The sequence below is a fragment of the Paracoccus shanxieyensis genome, assembly GCF_009711265.1.
GTDB lineage: Bacteria > Pseudomonadota > Alphaproteobacteria > Rhodobacterales > Rhodobacteraceae > Paracoccus > Paracoccus shanxieyensis.
In genome coordinates this window covers 204,282-219,937 of record NZ_WMII01000005.1, presented here as the reverse complement: position 1 = coordinate 219,937, position 15,656 = coordinate 204,282, and the positions used below count along the sequence as shown (strand labels likewise).

11 protein-coding genes are annotated in these 15,656 nt (G+C 64.4%); 5 read left to right on the top strand and 6 right to left on the bottom strand.

Annotated features, from left to right (window positions below):
- Nucleotides 1–34: 34 nt before the first annotated feature.
- Nucleotides 35–1,195 (bottom strand): YncE family protein, encoded by a 1,161-nt coding sequence (locus GL284_RS07490; protein ID WP_230383498.1) that lies wholly within the window; start codon nucleotides 1,193–1,195, stop codon nucleotides 35–37.
- A 62-nt stretch (nucleotides 1,196–1,257) separates the two neighbouring features.
- Entirely contained in the window at nucleotides 1,258–3,486 is a 2,229-nt protein-coding gene (locus GL284_RS07485; protein ID WP_155043967.1) for a TonB-dependent siderophore receptor, read from the bottom strand.
- A 756-nt stretch (nucleotides 3,487–4,242) separates the two neighbouring features.
- On the opposite strand from GL284_RS07485, the gene GL284_RS07480 reads away from it, so the two are divergent.
- The 3 genes from GL284_RS07480 to GL284_RS07470 all read left to right on the top strand — a co-directional run bounded on the left by GL284_RS07480 (nucleotide 4,243) and on the right by GL284_RS07470 (nucleotide 9,677).
- On the top strand, nucleotides 4,243–5,424 hold the full coding sequence (locus GL284_RS07480) for an efflux RND transporter periplasmic adaptor subunit (RefSeq protein ID WP_155043966.1): 1,182 nt from the start codon (nucleotides 4,243–4,245) through the stop codon (nucleotides 5,422–5,424).
- Nucleotides 5,421–7,343, top strand: a complete 1,923-nt coding sequence (locus GL284_RS07475; RefSeq protein WP_155043965.1) for an ABC transporter permease — start codon at nucleotides 5,421–5,423, stop codon at nucleotides 7,341–7,343. The genes GL284_RS07480 and GL284_RS07475 overlap by 4 nt, the downstream gene beginning before the upstream one ends.
- Nucleotides 7,344–7,505: 162 nt before the next feature.
- Nucleotides 7,506–9,677 carry a TonB-dependent siderophore receptor gene (locus GL284_RS07470; protein ID WP_155043964.1) on the top strand — a complete coding sequence of 724 codons (2,172 nt, stop codon included), beginning with the start codon at nucleotides 7,506–7,508 and terminating at the stop codon, nucleotides 9,675–9,677.
- 251 nt (nucleotides 9,678–9,928) lie between these two features.
- On the opposite strand, the gene GL284_RS07465 is transcribed toward GL284_RS07470, so the two are convergent.
- From GL284_RS07465 to GL284_RS07455, 3 genes are all read right to left on the bottom strand, one after another.
- On the bottom strand, nucleotides 9,929–10,207 hold the full coding sequence (locus tag GL284_RS07465; RefSeq protein WP_155043963.1) for an SH3 domain-containing protein: 279 nt from the start codon (nucleotides 10,205–10,207) through the stop codon (nucleotides 9,929–9,931).
- A 162-nt stretch (nucleotides 10,208–10,369) separates the two neighbouring features.
- Complete coding sequence (locus tag GL284_RS07460) at nucleotides 10,370–11,317, bottom strand: alpha/beta hydrolase (RefSeq protein WP_155043962.1); 948 nt, start codon at nucleotides 11,315–11,317, stop codon at nucleotides 10,370–10,372.
- A 4-nt stretch (nucleotides 11,318–11,321) separates the two neighbouring features.
- Nucleotides 11,322–12,284 carry an alpha/beta hydrolase gene (locus GL284_RS07455; RefSeq protein ID WP_155043961.1) on the bottom strand — a complete coding sequence of 321 codons (963 nt, stop codon included), beginning with the start codon at nucleotides 12,282–12,284 and terminating at the stop codon, nucleotides 11,322–11,324.
- Between the two features lie 127 nt (nucleotides 12,285–12,411).
- Between GL284_RS07455 and GL284_RS07450 the strand changes: the two genes are divergently transcribed.
- Nucleotides 12,412–13,305 (top strand): LysR family transcriptional regulator, encoded by an 894-nt coding sequence (locus GL284_RS07450; RefSeq protein WP_155043960.1) that lies wholly within the window; start codon nucleotides 12,412–12,414, stop codon nucleotides 13,303–13,305.
- A gap of 27 nt (nucleotides 13,306–13,332) precedes the next feature.
- Here the strand turns inward: GL284_RS07450 and GL284_RS07445 are convergent, their stop codons facing one another.
- Nucleotides 13,333–14,349: a LacI family DNA-binding transcriptional regulator gene (locus GL284_RS07445; RefSeq protein WP_155043959.1), complete on the bottom strand. Its 1,017-nt coding sequence runs from the start codon at nucleotides 14,347–14,349 to the stop codon at nucleotides 13,333–13,335.
- Between the two features lie 272 nt (nucleotides 14,350–14,621).
- Here GL284_RS07445 and GL284_RS07440 point away from each other — a divergent pair, with 272 nt between their 5' ends.
- Entirely contained in the window at nucleotides 14,622–15,656 is a 1,035-nt protein-coding gene (locus tag GL284_RS07440) for an ABC transporter substrate-binding protein (protein WP_230382935.1), read from the top strand.

Below are 15,656 nucleotides of genomic sequence, written 5' to 3'. Positions count from 1 at the left end.
CAACCCTCAGGCCGCGCGCAGTTGATATCCTCGCTCAGCCGATGGCGTTCCCCAATGCGGTCAGGTCAAAGCGCAGCACGCTGTCGGCGGCGCCTTCGCGATACAAGGGATGCTCTTTCTCCATCGGCGCCTTGACGGTAACGAACAGTGCCTTGCCGCCATCGCCCAGCGTCAGGCTGTTGGGATGGGCGGGCAGCGGGATGCTGGCCTGAGGTGCGTAGTCTTCGCCCGACAGAACGATGACGCCGCCGGTCCCGTCCGTCTTTTCCCGACCCGCGCCACGATAGGTCACGAAGATCTGGTCGGTTTCGGCGGCATAGAGCACGTCCAGCGTGCCCAGCCCGATCGGCACGGTCTTCTGGACCTTGCCGCTGGCGATGTCAAAGACGTAAAGCTGACCGCTGTTGGCATCCGCCGCGAACAGCCGCCCGCGCTTGGCGTCCAGCGACAGGTTGACGAAGAAATGCTTCGAGCCGTCCTTGCTGGCCTCGGTCGTGTCGCCGGTCGACAGCGTGCCGACCCGCTCACCCGTCTTGCCGTCGACGATCAGCACCTCGTCGATGCCGCCACCGCTGACATAGACCCGGCCCGATGCCGGATCATGCACCAGACCCGCGGCCCAAAGCCCGGCATCGTCGATGCGGGTGACGGCGTTCTCCGCCATCGTATCGACGATCCACAGCGTCCCGGCATCGGAGGGGCTGGAGACGAAGACGCGGCCGCTGTCCTCATCGACCTCGACCATGCGGGTATGCTCAAATCCCTCGCCCTCGGGTTTGCCCAGCTGCACCGTCTCCAGCAGCAACCCGCTTTTGGCATCCAGCACACTGAGTGAGCCGTCCAGCGTATTGCCGACAAACAGCTTGCCGCGCTGATGGTCCATGGCCAGCGCAAAGGCGCGGCGCGGCAGTTCGATCCGGCGGATCGGGCTCAGATCCGCGGGGTCCAGCAGGTCGACATAGCCCGGCGTGCCCGCATCGAAGCTGGGGGTCGAGGCGACAAAAAGCGCCCCCAGTTCCGCAGCCTCGGCGGTCTCATAGACCCCGGGGATCATGTCTTGCCGGATTGCGGTCTGCGCGATGGCGGGTTGCGTCAGCACCTTGCCCCCTGAATTGTCCTGCGCGAATGCCGGGCCGATCAACAAGCCAAGTGCAGTCATCATGCCGGCGGCGCGAATTGTGTTGCGTATCATCATGGTTCCCTCTGTCAGAAATTGCCAGCAGCGACATGGCGGCGCTGCCGGTGGGTCAAAGCGTGTCAGAACGTGCCGCGCAGGGTCAGCGAGGCGCTGCGTGGCTCGCCATACCAATTGCCGCCGCCGGGCGTGCCGATGGTCGAGTAATAGGTCTTGTCGAACAGGTTGTTCACATTCAGATCCAGCGACCACTGATCGTCGATGCGATATTTGGCATGGGCGTCCCAGATCGCATAACCGCCCTGACGGATCTGGAATTCCGGCCGGGTCCACTGGTCGTCCACGCGCAGCCAATAGGTGCCGCTGTTGGCCTGGGCACTTTTCACGGTCACGCCGCCACCCAGAGTCCATTTCGACCATGCGCCGGTCAGGTCGTAATCGGTCCACAGCTTGAACATGTGTTTGGGCGTCAGCTCATGATAGGCCACGCCGTCGGCATCGTTCTTGTTGTGGTTATAGGAATAGGCCGCCATGATCTGCCAGCCGGGCTGCACCTCGCCCGAGACTTCCAGATCGATGCCCCGGCTGGTGATTTCGCCGCTGGGCAGATAGCAGCAGGGGCTGCCGTCATCGGGCAGGCTGGGGTCGCGGAAACCCTCGCCCTTGCGTTTGATGTGATAGACCGCCGCCGCGACATTCAGCGCGCCGTCCATCACCTCGCCCTTGATCCCCAGTTCGTAGTTGCGGCCCGTGATCGGGTCCAGCGGCGTGTTCCCCGCGCCGATCAGGTTCGCCTGCGGCTTGAAGATCTCGGTCACGCTGCCATAGGCGGTCCAGTCGGGCGTCAGTTCGTATGACAGCGCGGCATAGGGCGTGAAGATGCCGGTGTCCGACCACCCGCCATCGGTGTTGCGCGTCAGCAGATTGCCGTCTGCGTCATAGAACTCGTAGATCGTGGAAAAGTCATAGCGCCCATAACGCCCGCCGACCGTGGCTTTCAGGCGGTCGGTGACTTCCATGTCCAGCTTGCCATAGATGCCCATCTGCTTGGCCCCCCAGGCGGGCCAGCCGTGATCGCGGGTCGTGACCTCGGGTTCCGGCAGAACCAGCCCCGGGAAATCGCCGATGCCGAAATCGCCGGGCAGGCTGTTGGGCGAGACGTTATAGCGGATCTGCTTGCCATAGCTGCGCCGCCAATCCGCACCCACGACCAGATTGTAATCCCGGCCCCAGGCGTCGAAGCGTCCGGTCAGGTTCAGGTCCACCACGTCCGAATGGTTGCCATTGTTTTCCGAAAACATTGTCGGCTGGCCAAAGGATCCGGTCGCCGGATCGACCGGGCCGTTGGTGTTCAGGCGCAGGTAATCATAGTCGAACCGCTGCCGCATCGCGCTGGCCTTCAGGCGCCAGTCGCTGTTGAAGTCATGCTCCAGCGACAGATAGGTCTCGCGGATCGTCTCGTTGCGGCGGGCCCAGTCGACGGTCAGCGCCACATCGCGCGGCAGGCCGATCTGGCTGCCATCGGTATAGGTCGGCAGGCCGCTTTGCCAGCGATTGCCCTGCAGATGCTGATAGGCGACCCCACCCGTCAGCAGGGTCGAGGGCGTTAGATCATATTCCAGCACCCCGTAAAGGACGTGCTTTTCCTCCTCGGACGGCTTGTAAAAGAAATCGCGGTCCTGCCAGACCCCGACCATCCGGCCGCGCAGCCGGCCATCCAGCCCCAGCGGGCCGCCGATATCGGCCTCGACGCGGTGATTGTTCCAGCTGCCGACCGACGAGGCGAACGAACTGCGAAGCTGGTCGGTGGGCCTTTTGCGCACAAGGTTCAGCGTGCCGCCGGGTTCGCCTGCGCCGGAGAACAGCCCCTCGGCACCGCGCAGGATTTCCAGACGGTCATAGATCGCCATCTCGAAATCGGGGGTATAGGTCGAATCGTAAGACGTGCCCAAGCCGTCGACCTGATAGTTCTTGATCTGGAAGCCGCGGGCATAGAACGAGGTCTCGCCGCCCTCGCCCTGCGTCACGACGATGCCCGGTGCCTTGCGCATGGCGTCCGACATTGTGGTCAGGTTCTGATCCTGCAAAACCTGCTGCGTCATCACGCTGACGGTCTGCGGCACGTCCTTCAGCGTCTCGGGGCCGCGGGTGATGCTGGCCTTTTGCGTGGCATAGCTGCCGGTGCCCTCGGTCGTCGCGGCATCGGCGTTCAGCGTCACCTGATCCAGCACGACCTGCGCCGCGGCGCTGTCCTGCGCCGACGCATGGCGGACCGGCGCGATCATCGCCACGGCCAGCGCCAGCGCGCTGACGCCCAGCGTATATCTCGACAGATGGTGTCGATTGTTCATGGTTTCTGTCCCGTTGTTTTTCTTGGTTTCCGCACGGCTGGTCTGTCGCGGGCGCTCAGGGCGCGCCGGCAGGTCCGGTGGCGTGCTGGCGTCGGCGCTGCAGGGGCATCGCCCGCAGCGCCAAGACGCTGAAGCAGGGGCCGCTTAGCAATAAGGGTCGGATGCAAGCGCGGGGCTGCATTGCGATTCTCCTGCGAGAAACCGGCCGGAAAAACGCCGCCCAAGCCGGTTTTCATGATATATCAATGATTCCGCTGGAGGATCTTTCTGCTTCACGCAGGATCCGCATCTGGCTTTTCTGTCCCGCCTTCGCGGACGGGCGGAAATTGCTGCTTTCGCCCTGCCCTGCCTAGAGGCCGCGATGAAGAAGCATCGGATTGTGTCCTTGGTGTGACACCTGCCGTCATCGGCAGGGCGCGTCCAGACGCAAAGCCACGCGGCCCCTGCCCGTCCGCAAGGGGTTTTGACAAAGGATGCCGCCGGGCCGATTGCCAAGCGCTCACGAACGGGTTACCACCCGCGCAGCCTTCCGCCAAAAACTGCTTGAGGATCAAGCTGAGCAATGCCGTCCGGCATCGTGCCAGAGCTTCAAGGTTACGCCGTAACTGATCCGGGTCTGCCGCCATGCCGATGACTGCCTTTCACCGCCCCCCTGTGGGCTGTGCCGTCGCGGGACGCACCAGCGGCTGATCCCCGAACCGTTTCCAGATCTCTGGCCCCCGGCATGGCTGCGCGGGCCATCCAACGACCGGACCCATGATGGACGCGACCGCACCTGCCGATCTTTTGCCCGATGATGACGACCGACCGCGCCGCCGCCCGGTATTGCGCATCGCCCTGATGCTGCCCGTGCTGCTGATCGCTGTGGCAGCGGCATGGTTCATCTGGGGCAGGCCCGCGCCGGTGACCTATGACACCGCGCCCGTCGCCCGGCGCGATCTGGAAAACGCCGTCACCGCCAGCGGCCGGATCCAGCCCTATTCCTTTGTCGATGTCGGCGCGCAGGTCTCGGGCCAGTTGCGGCAGTTGCATGTCGCGCCGGGCGATGTCGTGCGCGCGGGTCAGGTGCTGGCCAGCATCGACGCCGAGGTGCAGGCCGCTCAGGTCGAAGGTTTGCAGGCCGAACTGTCCCGCCTTGCCGCGCAAAAGGCCGAGATCGGCGCGCAACTGGCCTTTGCCGAACGTCAGGCCGGTCGGCAGAATTCGCTTTTGGGTCGCAGTGCCAGCCAGTCCACGCTGGAACAGGCCGAACGCGACCGCGACGTGCTGCGCGCGCAAAGCGATGCCGTCGATGCCACCATGCGCCGCAGTCAGGCCGAATTGCGCGCCGAACAGGCCACGCTGGACCGCTCGCGCATCACCTCGCCCATGGCCGGGACGGTCGTTGCCATCGAGGCGCGCGAAGGCCAGATGCTGAACGCCAATTACGACACGCCGATCATCCTGCGCATCGCCGATCTGTCGGTCATGACCGTGCAAAGCGACGTGTCCGAGGCCGATGTCGTGCATCTGCAACAGGGGATGCCGGTCTGGTTCAGCACGCTGGGCTTTCCCGACCGCAAGTATCGCGCCACCCTGCGCCAGATCCTGCCCGCGCCTCCGATCCCGAAAGACGGCGAGGAGGCATCCACCATCGTCAATTACCGCGCCCTGTTCGACATCCAGAACCCGGAAGGCGCGCTGCTGTCAGGCATGACGGCGCAGGTGTTTTTCGTGACCGAAGCCGCCTCGGATGTGCTGTCCGTTCCCATCGCCGCGCTGGACGATGACGGCAGCCTGCGCGTCATGGCCAAGGGCATCCCGGAACGCCGCCGCCCCGAAACCGGCATGCGCACCCGCGCCTTTGTCGAAATCCGCAGCGGTCTGGCCGAGGGCGAGGCCGTCATCACCGCCGAACGGCGCGACGATGCCCCCTCGGCCCTGCGGATCGTGCCATGACCGCGCTGATCCGCGTCCGTGGCCTGCATCGCGTCTTTGGCGAAGGCGCGGCCCGCGCGCATGTGCTGCGCGGCATCGATCTGGATATCGAGGCGGGCGAATTCGTCGCCATCGTCGGCACCTCGGGGTCGGGGAAATCCACCTTGATGAACATTCTTGGGCTGCTGGATCGTCCCAGCGGCGGCAGCTATCATCTGGCGGGTCAGGACGTATCGTCGCTGTCGCGCGACCAGCTTGCCGTGCTGCGCAACCGGCTGTTCGGCTTTGTCTTTCAGCAATACAATCTGATCCCGGCCTTGTCGGCCTTGGAAAATGTCGCATTGCCCGCCAGCCATGCCGGCATGGGCCGCGACAGCCGCCGCGCCCGCGCAGCATCGCTGTTGCGCAGCCTTGGGCTGGGGCACCGTCTGCAGGCCCGGCCCAGCCAGATGTCGGGGGGCCAGCAGCAGCGGGTCTCGATCGCGCGGGCGATGATGAACGGCGGCTCGGTCATTCTGGCGGATGAGCCGACGGGGGCGCTGGATCGCGACAGCGGGCATCAGGTGATGCGGCTTCTGTCGGACATGGCGGCCAAGGGCCATACCGTCATCCTGATCACCCATGACATGCAGCTGGCCGCGCAGGCGCATCGCACGATCCGCATCAGCGAAGGGCGGATCGACAGCGACAGCGGCCGCGTCGCACGACCCGACATCGCGCCAAAGCCGCAGCGCCGCTATGGCGCACCGCCGCTGTGGTCCAGCCTGCGCGAAGCAGCGGCCACGGCGCTTGGCGCCATTCTGGCCAGCCCGGTGCGCACGGCGCTGACGCTTTCGGGGATCGTGATCGGCGTCGCCTCGGTCGTCGCGATGATGGCCATCGGGCGCGGCTCGCAAGAGGAATTCATCGCCCGCGCGTCGTCCATCGGCACGGATTGGGTGGTTGTCAGTTCCGACGAAGGCACGCGGATGCCCCGCGCGCCGCTGGTGCTGGCCGATGCCCAGATGCTGAAGGATCTGCCCAATGTCTCGGGGGTGATGCCGGGGCGGTGGGAACAGGCGCAGATTCAGGCGGGCGGGCTTGCGACGGATTCCGACGTGATCGGCACGGATCGCGATTTTCAGACCGTGCATGGCTGGCGTGCGGCGCGTGGCAGCTTTTTCACCGAGCAAGAGGAACGCGCGGGCGCGCCGGTGCTGCTGCTGGGCCATACCATCGCCGGGCGGCTGTTTCCCGATGGCCGCGACCCGACCGGCGAATTCCTGATGGTCAACAGCGCGCCCTTCCTGATCAGCGGCGTGCTGGAGCGCAAGGGCCTGAACCAGAATGGCGAGGATCGCGATGATCTGGTCGTGATGCCGCTGCGCAGTCTGGAAAGCCGCATCTATGGTCCGGGCGAATTGTCGGTGATCGTGGTGGCGCTGCGCGACATGGGCGTTTTGGCCGACAGCGTGGCCGACATCACCGACGCCATGACCCGCCAGCACGGCCGCGAGGATTTCTGGCTGACCGATGCCGCCACCGCCTTTCAAGAGGCGGCCAAGGCGCGGCAGGCGCAGAACATGCTGCTGGGCGTGATCTCGGCCATTTCGATCTTTGTCGGCGGCATCGGTGTGATGAAAATCATGTTCATCACCGTGCGCGAACGCCGCCGCGAGATCGGCATCCGCGCCGCCACCGGGGCACGCACCCGCGACATCTTCATCCAGTTCATGACCGAGGCGCTGGTCCTGTCGGGCATCGGCGGTCTGGTCGGGCTGGCGCTGGCCGGGGGTATCGGCATCGCTGCTGCATGGGGCTTTGGCATGGTGGTGATCTTTTCGGCCAGCGTCGCCGGGCTTGCCTTGCTGGGCGCATTGGTGATGGGCGCGGCCTTTGGCTGCATCCCGGCCATGCGCGCGGCCAAGCTGGATCCGGTCGTGGCACTTGGCAGTCACTGATCCCCGCCCCGGCATGTGGTGGCCGTCGTGCCACCCGTGCCACATGCGGGATTTATCTGTCATGAAACCGACATGACCGATTGTCCGCGCCGGTCAAAGGCGCGATAGCCCGTCCAGTTGCCAGCCTGTCGCCAGCCTTGTCCCGTCACAAGAGGCTGTCACATGTATCCAGTAATCCCCTTCCCCGGACTTTATCGAAGCACGGCGCTTTGCGCGGGCGTTCTGACCGTGCTGGCCAATTCCGCCAGCGCACAGGACGCCGACCCCGCCCGGACCACGGTTCTGGATGAGGTCGTCATCACCGCCGCCCCCGCCACCACGACCGAGGACAGCAACAGCTGGACCACCGAATGGATGCGCTCGGCCACGGGGCTGGTCCTCAGCCAGAAGGAAACGCCGCAATCGACCAGCGTCATCACGCATCAGCAGATGCAGGACCGCAATATCACCACGATCTCGGAAACGCTTGAGGCCGCGACGGGCATCACCGTGCAGGCCTATGAAAGCGACCGGACCAACTATTATTCGCGCGGCTTTCCCATCGACGCCTATCAATATGACGGCGTGCCGATCCCGCGCGATGGCGTCTGGCAATTCGGCGACAACAATCCCGACATGGCGCTTTACGATCATGTCGAGATCGTGCGCGGCGCGACCGGCCTGATGCAGGGCGCGGGTGAGCCGGGCGCCTCGATCAACTTCGTGCGCAAGCGCCCGACGCAGGACTTCCGCAGCGAGGCCGCCGTGTCGCTGGCCTATCCCAAAGGCGGGCGGGTCGAATCCGACATCTCGGGGCCGCTGAACGACAGCGGCACGATCCGCGGCCGGCTGGTGGGCGTGGTGGACAGCCGCGACGGCATCCTTGATGGCTATCACAAGGACAAATATGTGCTGTTTGGCGCGCTCGAGGCCGATCTGACCGACAGCACCATTCTCAGCACCGGGCTCAGCTATCAGAAAACCAATGCCGATGGCGTGACATGGGGCGGGTTGCAGCCGTTCTTCACCGATGGCGGTCTGATCGACTGGGATAAAGGCGCCAGCACCGGGCAGGACTGGACCTATGTCAACACCAAGCGGACCGAGTTCTATGCCTCACTGGAGCATGTGTTCCAGAACGGCTGGACCGGGCGTCTGGTCTATACCCATGTCAAGAACGACATGGACGCGACGCTGGCATGGCTTTACGGCACGCCCGACCGCATCACGGGCGACGGGCTCAGCGGTTACGGCACGCGCTATGACGGCGGCTACAAGCAGAACAACCTGAACGCCATTCTGAACGGCGATTTTCAGGCCTTCGGGCGCGACCATCAATTCGTGCTGGGCGCGATGTATTCCAAGGGCGAAGGCAAGTATTTCGGCTATGGCGCGGGGGCGACGCAGCCGGTCAACATCTATCGCCTGAACGACATGCCCGCGCCGGTGCTGTCGGATACGGCCACCTACACCGATGCGAGCGAAGCCAAGCAATATGCGATCTATGCCACGGGCCGGTTCGGCGTCACCGAACAGCTGCACATTCTGGCGGGCGCGCGGGTCAACTGGTGGGACGGCGCGACCGGCGACGGCACGACGAATTCCGCCTCTTACAGGTTTTCCGGCGAGGTGACGCCCTATGTCGGTTTCACCTATGACATCACCCCGACCTATACCGCCTATGGCAGCGTCGCCAGCATCTACAAGCCGACGCTGTCCCAGGATGTGAACCGGCAATATCTTGATCCGACCTATGGCTGGAACTACGAGCTGGGCCTGAAGGCCGACCTGATGGATGGCGCGCTGCAGGCCTCGGCGGCGGTGTTCCAGACCGATCAGAAAGATGTCGCGCAATATCTGTACTGGATCCCCGAGGAAAACCGCAGCGTTTATACCAGCATCGACGGCACGGCCACGCGCGGCTTCGAGCTTGAGCTGGCCGGCGCGATCAACGACCGCTGGAATGTGTCGGGCGGCTATACCTATCGCGAATCCGAGGACCGCGACGGCAACCCGCTTTACGTCGATCAGCCCAAGCATACGCTGAAGCTGGCCACGGATTACCGCGTGCCGAACCTTCTGGACGACAAGCTGACCATCGGCGGCGCGCTGCGCTGGCAAAGCGATACCGACAGCATGGATTTCACCTCGAATGTCGAACAGCCGAATGTGCATCAGGGCTCATATACCGTCTTCGACCTGAACACCTCGTATCAGATCGACGCGCGTACCGAACTGTCGATGAGCGTGAACAACGTCTTCGACAAGAAATACTACTCGACCACCGGCTTTTCCGACACCGTGGTCTATGGCGAGGCCCGCACGGCCGAGATCACCCTGCGGGCGAAGTTCTAGGACTTTGCGCGTCTGAAAATCTTCGCGCGCGGCTTTGGGGTCGCGCGCGAAGGCGTTTGTTGCCAGGGGGCCGGCAGTCCCGCCGTTACAGCGTTTATGCCTCAACCGCTTGGGCATCGCCGCCCTGCCTGCGCCGCCAAGGTCTGACGATGGCGAAAGGCGCCGGTCCGACCGGCGCCCTCTCGCGTCTTGGGCGTCCCGCTGCGCGCTGTCGTCTTCGGATCCGTGGTGTCACGCCACCACGCAAGCCCTCAACGATGTGCCAGATAATCCGCCGAGACATAGCCCGAGATGCCGGGACGGTCGGCCAGCGACACGCGGCACCACAGCTTGCCTTTGGTGTTCAGGCAATTCTGCCGGACAAGGCGCGTTCCGTCGGGCAGGCCGATGATGATCTTGTGTTCAAGCCCCGGTCCTTCGCGCAGTTTCAGCAGATCGTCCGGCCCGGCCCCCTTGACCACGGCACCCGAGCCGACTGCGCAACCTGCGGTCAGCGCCACTGCCAGAAGAGCTGTAAGATGAAATCGCATTGTCCGTCCTGAATCGTTTTGCCCCCCAATACGACACCATCACGGGACATGACAGCAAGCCGGAAACGGACATGCGGAAGGCCCTGCCCCGCATGACAGGCCAACCGCAGGAACACGGCGGGCGCAGCGCCCGCCGTGCAGCATCCACCGTATCAGGGCCTCCTAGGCCGCAGCCGTATCAAGCAGATGGGTCTTGAAGAACGGCACCAGCTTTTCCAAGGCCAGCGCCACCGGCTCGGGCTTGTCATAGAGGTCGTAATGCGACCAGTCCTGCAGCGATACCAGTTGCCGGTCCACCGAGGCCGTGGCCCGGCCATAGATCTCCATCCCGTCGCGATAGGCGCCGAACGCGCCGACCTTCTGGCCGACCACCACCATGACAGGCTGGGTCAGCAGGGTTTCGGCAAAGGCAAAGGCATCCCAGGCCAGCGTCTTCTGCGCATGGCTGAACAGCATCCGCGTGGCACCGCCTTCGGACTGGCCGCGCGGGGTCTTGTAATAATCGGTCGCCTCGGACACGTCGCGTTCGGTCAGGCCCGCTGCGGCTGCGGCATCGGGGCTGGCGGGCAGCAATTCGTTGACCTGCAATTCGCCGCCCCGCGCCTCGGCGGTGCGTTGAGCGGCCATCGCCTCCAAAGCGCCCAGCGGATTGTATTCGCTGAAGCCTTCGCGGAACAGGCGGCCGATATTGACGCCGGTGATGCTGACAGCGGCCTTGATGCGCTTTTCGGTCAGCGTGGCGTTGATCGCATAGCCGCCACCGCCGCAGACGCCGATCACCCCGATGCGGTCAGCATCGACATAGGGCAGCGTCACGGCATAGTCGATGACGCGGCTGACATCCTCGACCCGCTGGGTCGGATCCTCGATCCAGCGCGGCGCACCGCCGGATGCGCCCTGAAAGCTGGCATCATAGGCGATGACGACAAAGCCCTGCTCGGCCAGCGCCTTGCCATAGACATTGCCCGCGGTCTGTTCCTTGCAGCTTCCGAACGGGTGGACGCTGACGATGGTGGGCCATGTCTTCGCCTCGTCGAAGTTGGGCGGGAACTGGATGGTGGCGGCGATGTGCCATGCCATATCGGCATTCTGGATGCTCACGGATTGCATGATCTTATCCTTTCAGGAACGGTGCGGGCTTGCGGGGCGTGTCGCCTTCGGCACCCAGTTTCGACGTGAAGAACGGTGCAAGGACGGAAACCGCCTCGGCGACATAGGTGTCGCCATCGTAAAGCTGCATGTGGTTGGCACCCTTGACGATATGCAGGTGCTTGTCGGTGCTGGCGGCGCGGTCATACAGATCCTCGCTCATCCACTTCGATCCGGCTTCGCTGCCCGCAATGATCTGGATCGGCTGGGTCAGATAGACATCGGCCATGTGATAGGCGTCATAGGTGATGATCTGGCTGAGGCTGCGCAGCGTGGCCACGCCCGGCGCGGTGGCACATTCCGCGCGCGGCGTGTGGTAATATTCCCATGCCTGACGCAGTTCTTCGTTCGGGGCGTCGGCTTCCTTCAGCGGCGCCAGCGGCATTGTCGCATAGCTTTCGGCCGACGCATCCGTTGTGCGCGCGTCGGACCCGGCCTGAATCAGCGGCAGCGCCTCGGCGGATTTGACGGTGTTTTCCCAGCCATTGCGGAACATCGAGCCGATATTGACCGCGCTGACCGTGCCGATGGCCTTGATCCGGCGATCCTGAATGGCGGCATTGGCCGTATAGCCCGCGCCCGCGCAGATCCCCATCGCGCCGATGCGGTTGTTGTCGACATAGGGCAGCGTGGTCATATGGTCGATCACCGCGCTGACATCTTCGGTGCTGACATAGGGGTTTTCCAACTGACGCGGCATGCCGCCGCTTTCGCCCTGATATGAGCGGTCAAAGGCGATGGTGACAAATCCCTTGGCGGCCAGCTGCGCGGCATAGGTGCCTGCGGTCTGTTCCTTCACCCCGCCGCCTGGATGCGACACGATGATGGCGGGATAGGTCTTATCCTTGTCGAAGCCTTCGGGAAAGTTGATGACGGCGGCCATGGTGATGGCAGGATTGTTGCGGTTGGTGAAGCTGATCTTTTCCATCGTCGCATTCCTTTCGGTTGAACCTGTGGGCGCTGTGGCTGTGCGCGGCCCGTGTGCTCAATCTAGGTCAGGTTTATTGCGCAAATTAGACAGATAATTTATCTTGCCCTTATCATTGAGGTGATGAATGAAACGGGATGAGATTGCCGACCTGGTGGCTTTTGTGGCCGTCGCCGAAGAGCGCAGCTTTACCAAGGCCGCCACCCGCCTTGGCATGGCGCAGTCGGCGCTCAGCCAGATCGTGCGCCGCACCGAAGAACGGCTGGGCCTGCGGCTTTTGTCGCGCACCACCCGCAGCGTCGCCCCGACCGAAGCCGGAGAGCGGCTGCTGCAGACGCTGGCCCCGATGCTGAAGGATATGCAGGCGACGCTGGCCTCGCTGGGGGAATTGCGCGACAGGCCGACCGGCACCATCCGGCTGACCACGGTGGAACATGCGGCCAAGACCATCCTGCTGCCCGCCATGAAGCGGATGCTGGCCGACAATCCCGATATCAGGCTGGAAATCACCGTGGATTACGGTCTGGCCGATGTCGTGGCCGACCAGTTCGATGCCGGGGTGCGTCTTGGCGGCGACATCGCCAGGGACATGATCGCCCTGCGCATCGGCCCGGATATCCCGATGGCCATCGTCGGCGCGCCGGATTATCTGCGCGGCCAGCCCGCGCCCGCCACGCCGGCGCAGCTTGTCGAACATCGCGCGATCAATCTGCGGCTGCCGACCTCGGGCACGCTGAACCGCTGGCGGCTGACGCGTGGCGGGCGGGAAACCCGCGTCGGCATCGACGGACCGCTGGCCATCAACAATATCGACCTGATCCGCGATGCGGCGCTGGACGGGCATGGGCTGGCCTATCTGCCACTGGATCAGGTGCAGGACCATCTGGACCGCGGCCAGCTGATCCGCGTTTTGGGCCGGTTCACCCCGGACCTGCCGGGCTATCACCTGTATTATCCGCACCGCCGCCACGCCTCATCCGCCTTCACCCTGCTGATCGAGACGCTGCGGCTGCGGGCCTGAGAGGCTGGGCGGGATGTCAGGTCGCGGTTACGCGCCCACCTCCTCGAAGGTGCCGGGCATCAGCACATGCCGGGGCGGCAGGCCGGGCGTCACGATCCGTTCGATCAGCGACAGGACCAGCGCCCGGCCGATATCGGCCATGTCCACGGAATGCACCAACGCCTTCAGCGCCAGAAACCCGGTCATCCGGCTGGTATCGCGCGTGACCAGCGCCACATCCGTTCCGGGGGCAAGGCCCCGCTTGCGCAGCGCGCTGGCCGCGCCCAGCAGGCCAAGCTCGCTGGCGCAAATCAGCGCGGTGGGGGGATGGGGGTCGCACAGCATCCGGTGAAACAGCGTCTCGCTTTCCATCATGGTGAAATGGTCATAGCCGAACAGCGGATCGTCGACCGGCAAGCCTAGATCGGCATGCGCCTGCGCAAATCCCCGCACCCGCGCCGCGCTGATCAGATCCTCGCGCGAGAGCAATTGCAGACCGATGCGCCGGTGTCCGCGCGCCAGCAGGAAGCTGGTGGCGTGATGGGCCATCGCTTCGTTGTCGATGTCGACATAGGCGTGGTCGAATGATCTGTCGCTGCGGCCAAAGGTGACATAGGGCAGATCGCATTCGGCCAGAAAGGCCAGCCGCGGATCCTGCGCGACGATCCGGGTGATGATGACGCCATCGGTGCCGCCCGACAGATGCAGATGGCGCAGCACCGCCAGCTGGTCGTCATCCGAGCCGACAGAATGGATCGACAGCGTATAGCCCGCCTGCCGCGCGGCCATGGTCATGCCCTCGATCAGCGGCACTTTCGCAAGATCGGCCAGATAGGCCTGCGTCTCCAGCGGCAGGATGACGGTCAGGGTATGCGTGCGGCCGGTGCGCAGCGCCACGCCATGCGCATTCGGGCTGTATCCGGCGGCGCGGGCTGCGGCCTTGACCCGCGCGATGGTGGCGGGCCGCACCTCGGGGCCGTCCTTCAGCGCGCGCGACACCGTGGTCACCGACAGACCCAGAGCATCCGCAATCTGCCGCAGGTTGGCGCGCTTTCGGGTGATCATTCGCTTGCATCCGATTGTCTTGGGTTCATCTAGCCTTCGGCGCTGGCATTGTCATTCCCCGAGGCGTGAAAAAGTTCATCTGCCGCCCCTTGCTGCCTATAATCCGGGCGGCATCGCCCCAGATCCCCAGATAACGGGTGTATGCAAACAAAGTCAGATTGACCAAAACGCCATCTCGTGGAATCGTAACGTTACGAATATAACAATAACCGCGATTCTTCACGGAAGTTCCAATAGTTCTCAGCGCCGGGGAGGCCCTAATGAGATCCATGATGACGACGACCACTGCCCTGCTGCTTGGCACGCTGATCGCCCTGCCCGCCGCCGCGCAGACCGTGACCATCACCACGGCTGGTGGCGATTACGGCACCGGCCTGAAAGAGGCGATGTGGGGCCCGGCGGGCACCGAGCTGGGCTATGACATGCGCGAGGAAACCCAAAGCGACAGCCTGGCCGCCGTGCGGATGCAGGTTACTTCGGGCAGCGTGACGACGGATGTGGTGCATCTGGGATCGCCCGAAGGGGCGCAGGCCGCGCAGCTTGGCCTGCTGCAGCCGCTGGACTATGCGGTGATCGACGGCGCGGCCCTGCCGGATGGCGCGCATTCCGATTACTGCTATCCGTTCGACAGCTATGGCACGGTCATGGCGTGGAACGCCAAAAGCTTCCCGAATGGCGGGCCGCAAAGCTGGGCCGATTTCTGGGATGTCGAAAAATTCCCCGGCAAGCGCGCGCTGCGCGCCAATGCGCAGGACCTGCTTGAGGCGGCGCTGCTGTCGGAAGGCGTGGCCCCGGCGGATGTCTATACAGTGTTGTCGGAAGACGGCGGCATCGACCGCGCCGTCGCGCGTCTGGCGGAACTGAAGCCCTCGGTTTCGGTGTGGTGGACCTCGGGCGCGCAGTCGGCGCAGCTTCTGAAGGACGGCGAGGCCGATCTGGTGGTGACGTGGAACGGCCGCGCGCAAAGCGTGATCGACGATGGCGGCCCGGCCGATTACACCTTCCTGGGCTCGATCATCGGCACCGACTGCTTTGCCGTGCCCAAGGGCGCGCCGAACCCCGAAGCGGCGATGAAGCTGATCGCGGCCATGACCACCCCGGAACGCGAAGCCAAGCTGACCGACTTCATCGCCTATGGCCCGGTCAATCCCGCCGCCTATGAAGGCGGGCTGATTGCCGACACCAAGCTGAAACAACTGGCCACCGCGCCGGGCAATCTGGAAAGCTCGGTGTTTTCCAAGGCCGACTGGTGGACCGAGCATGGTGAAGAGGCCCAGGTCGCTTTCGACGAAATGATGAACAACTGA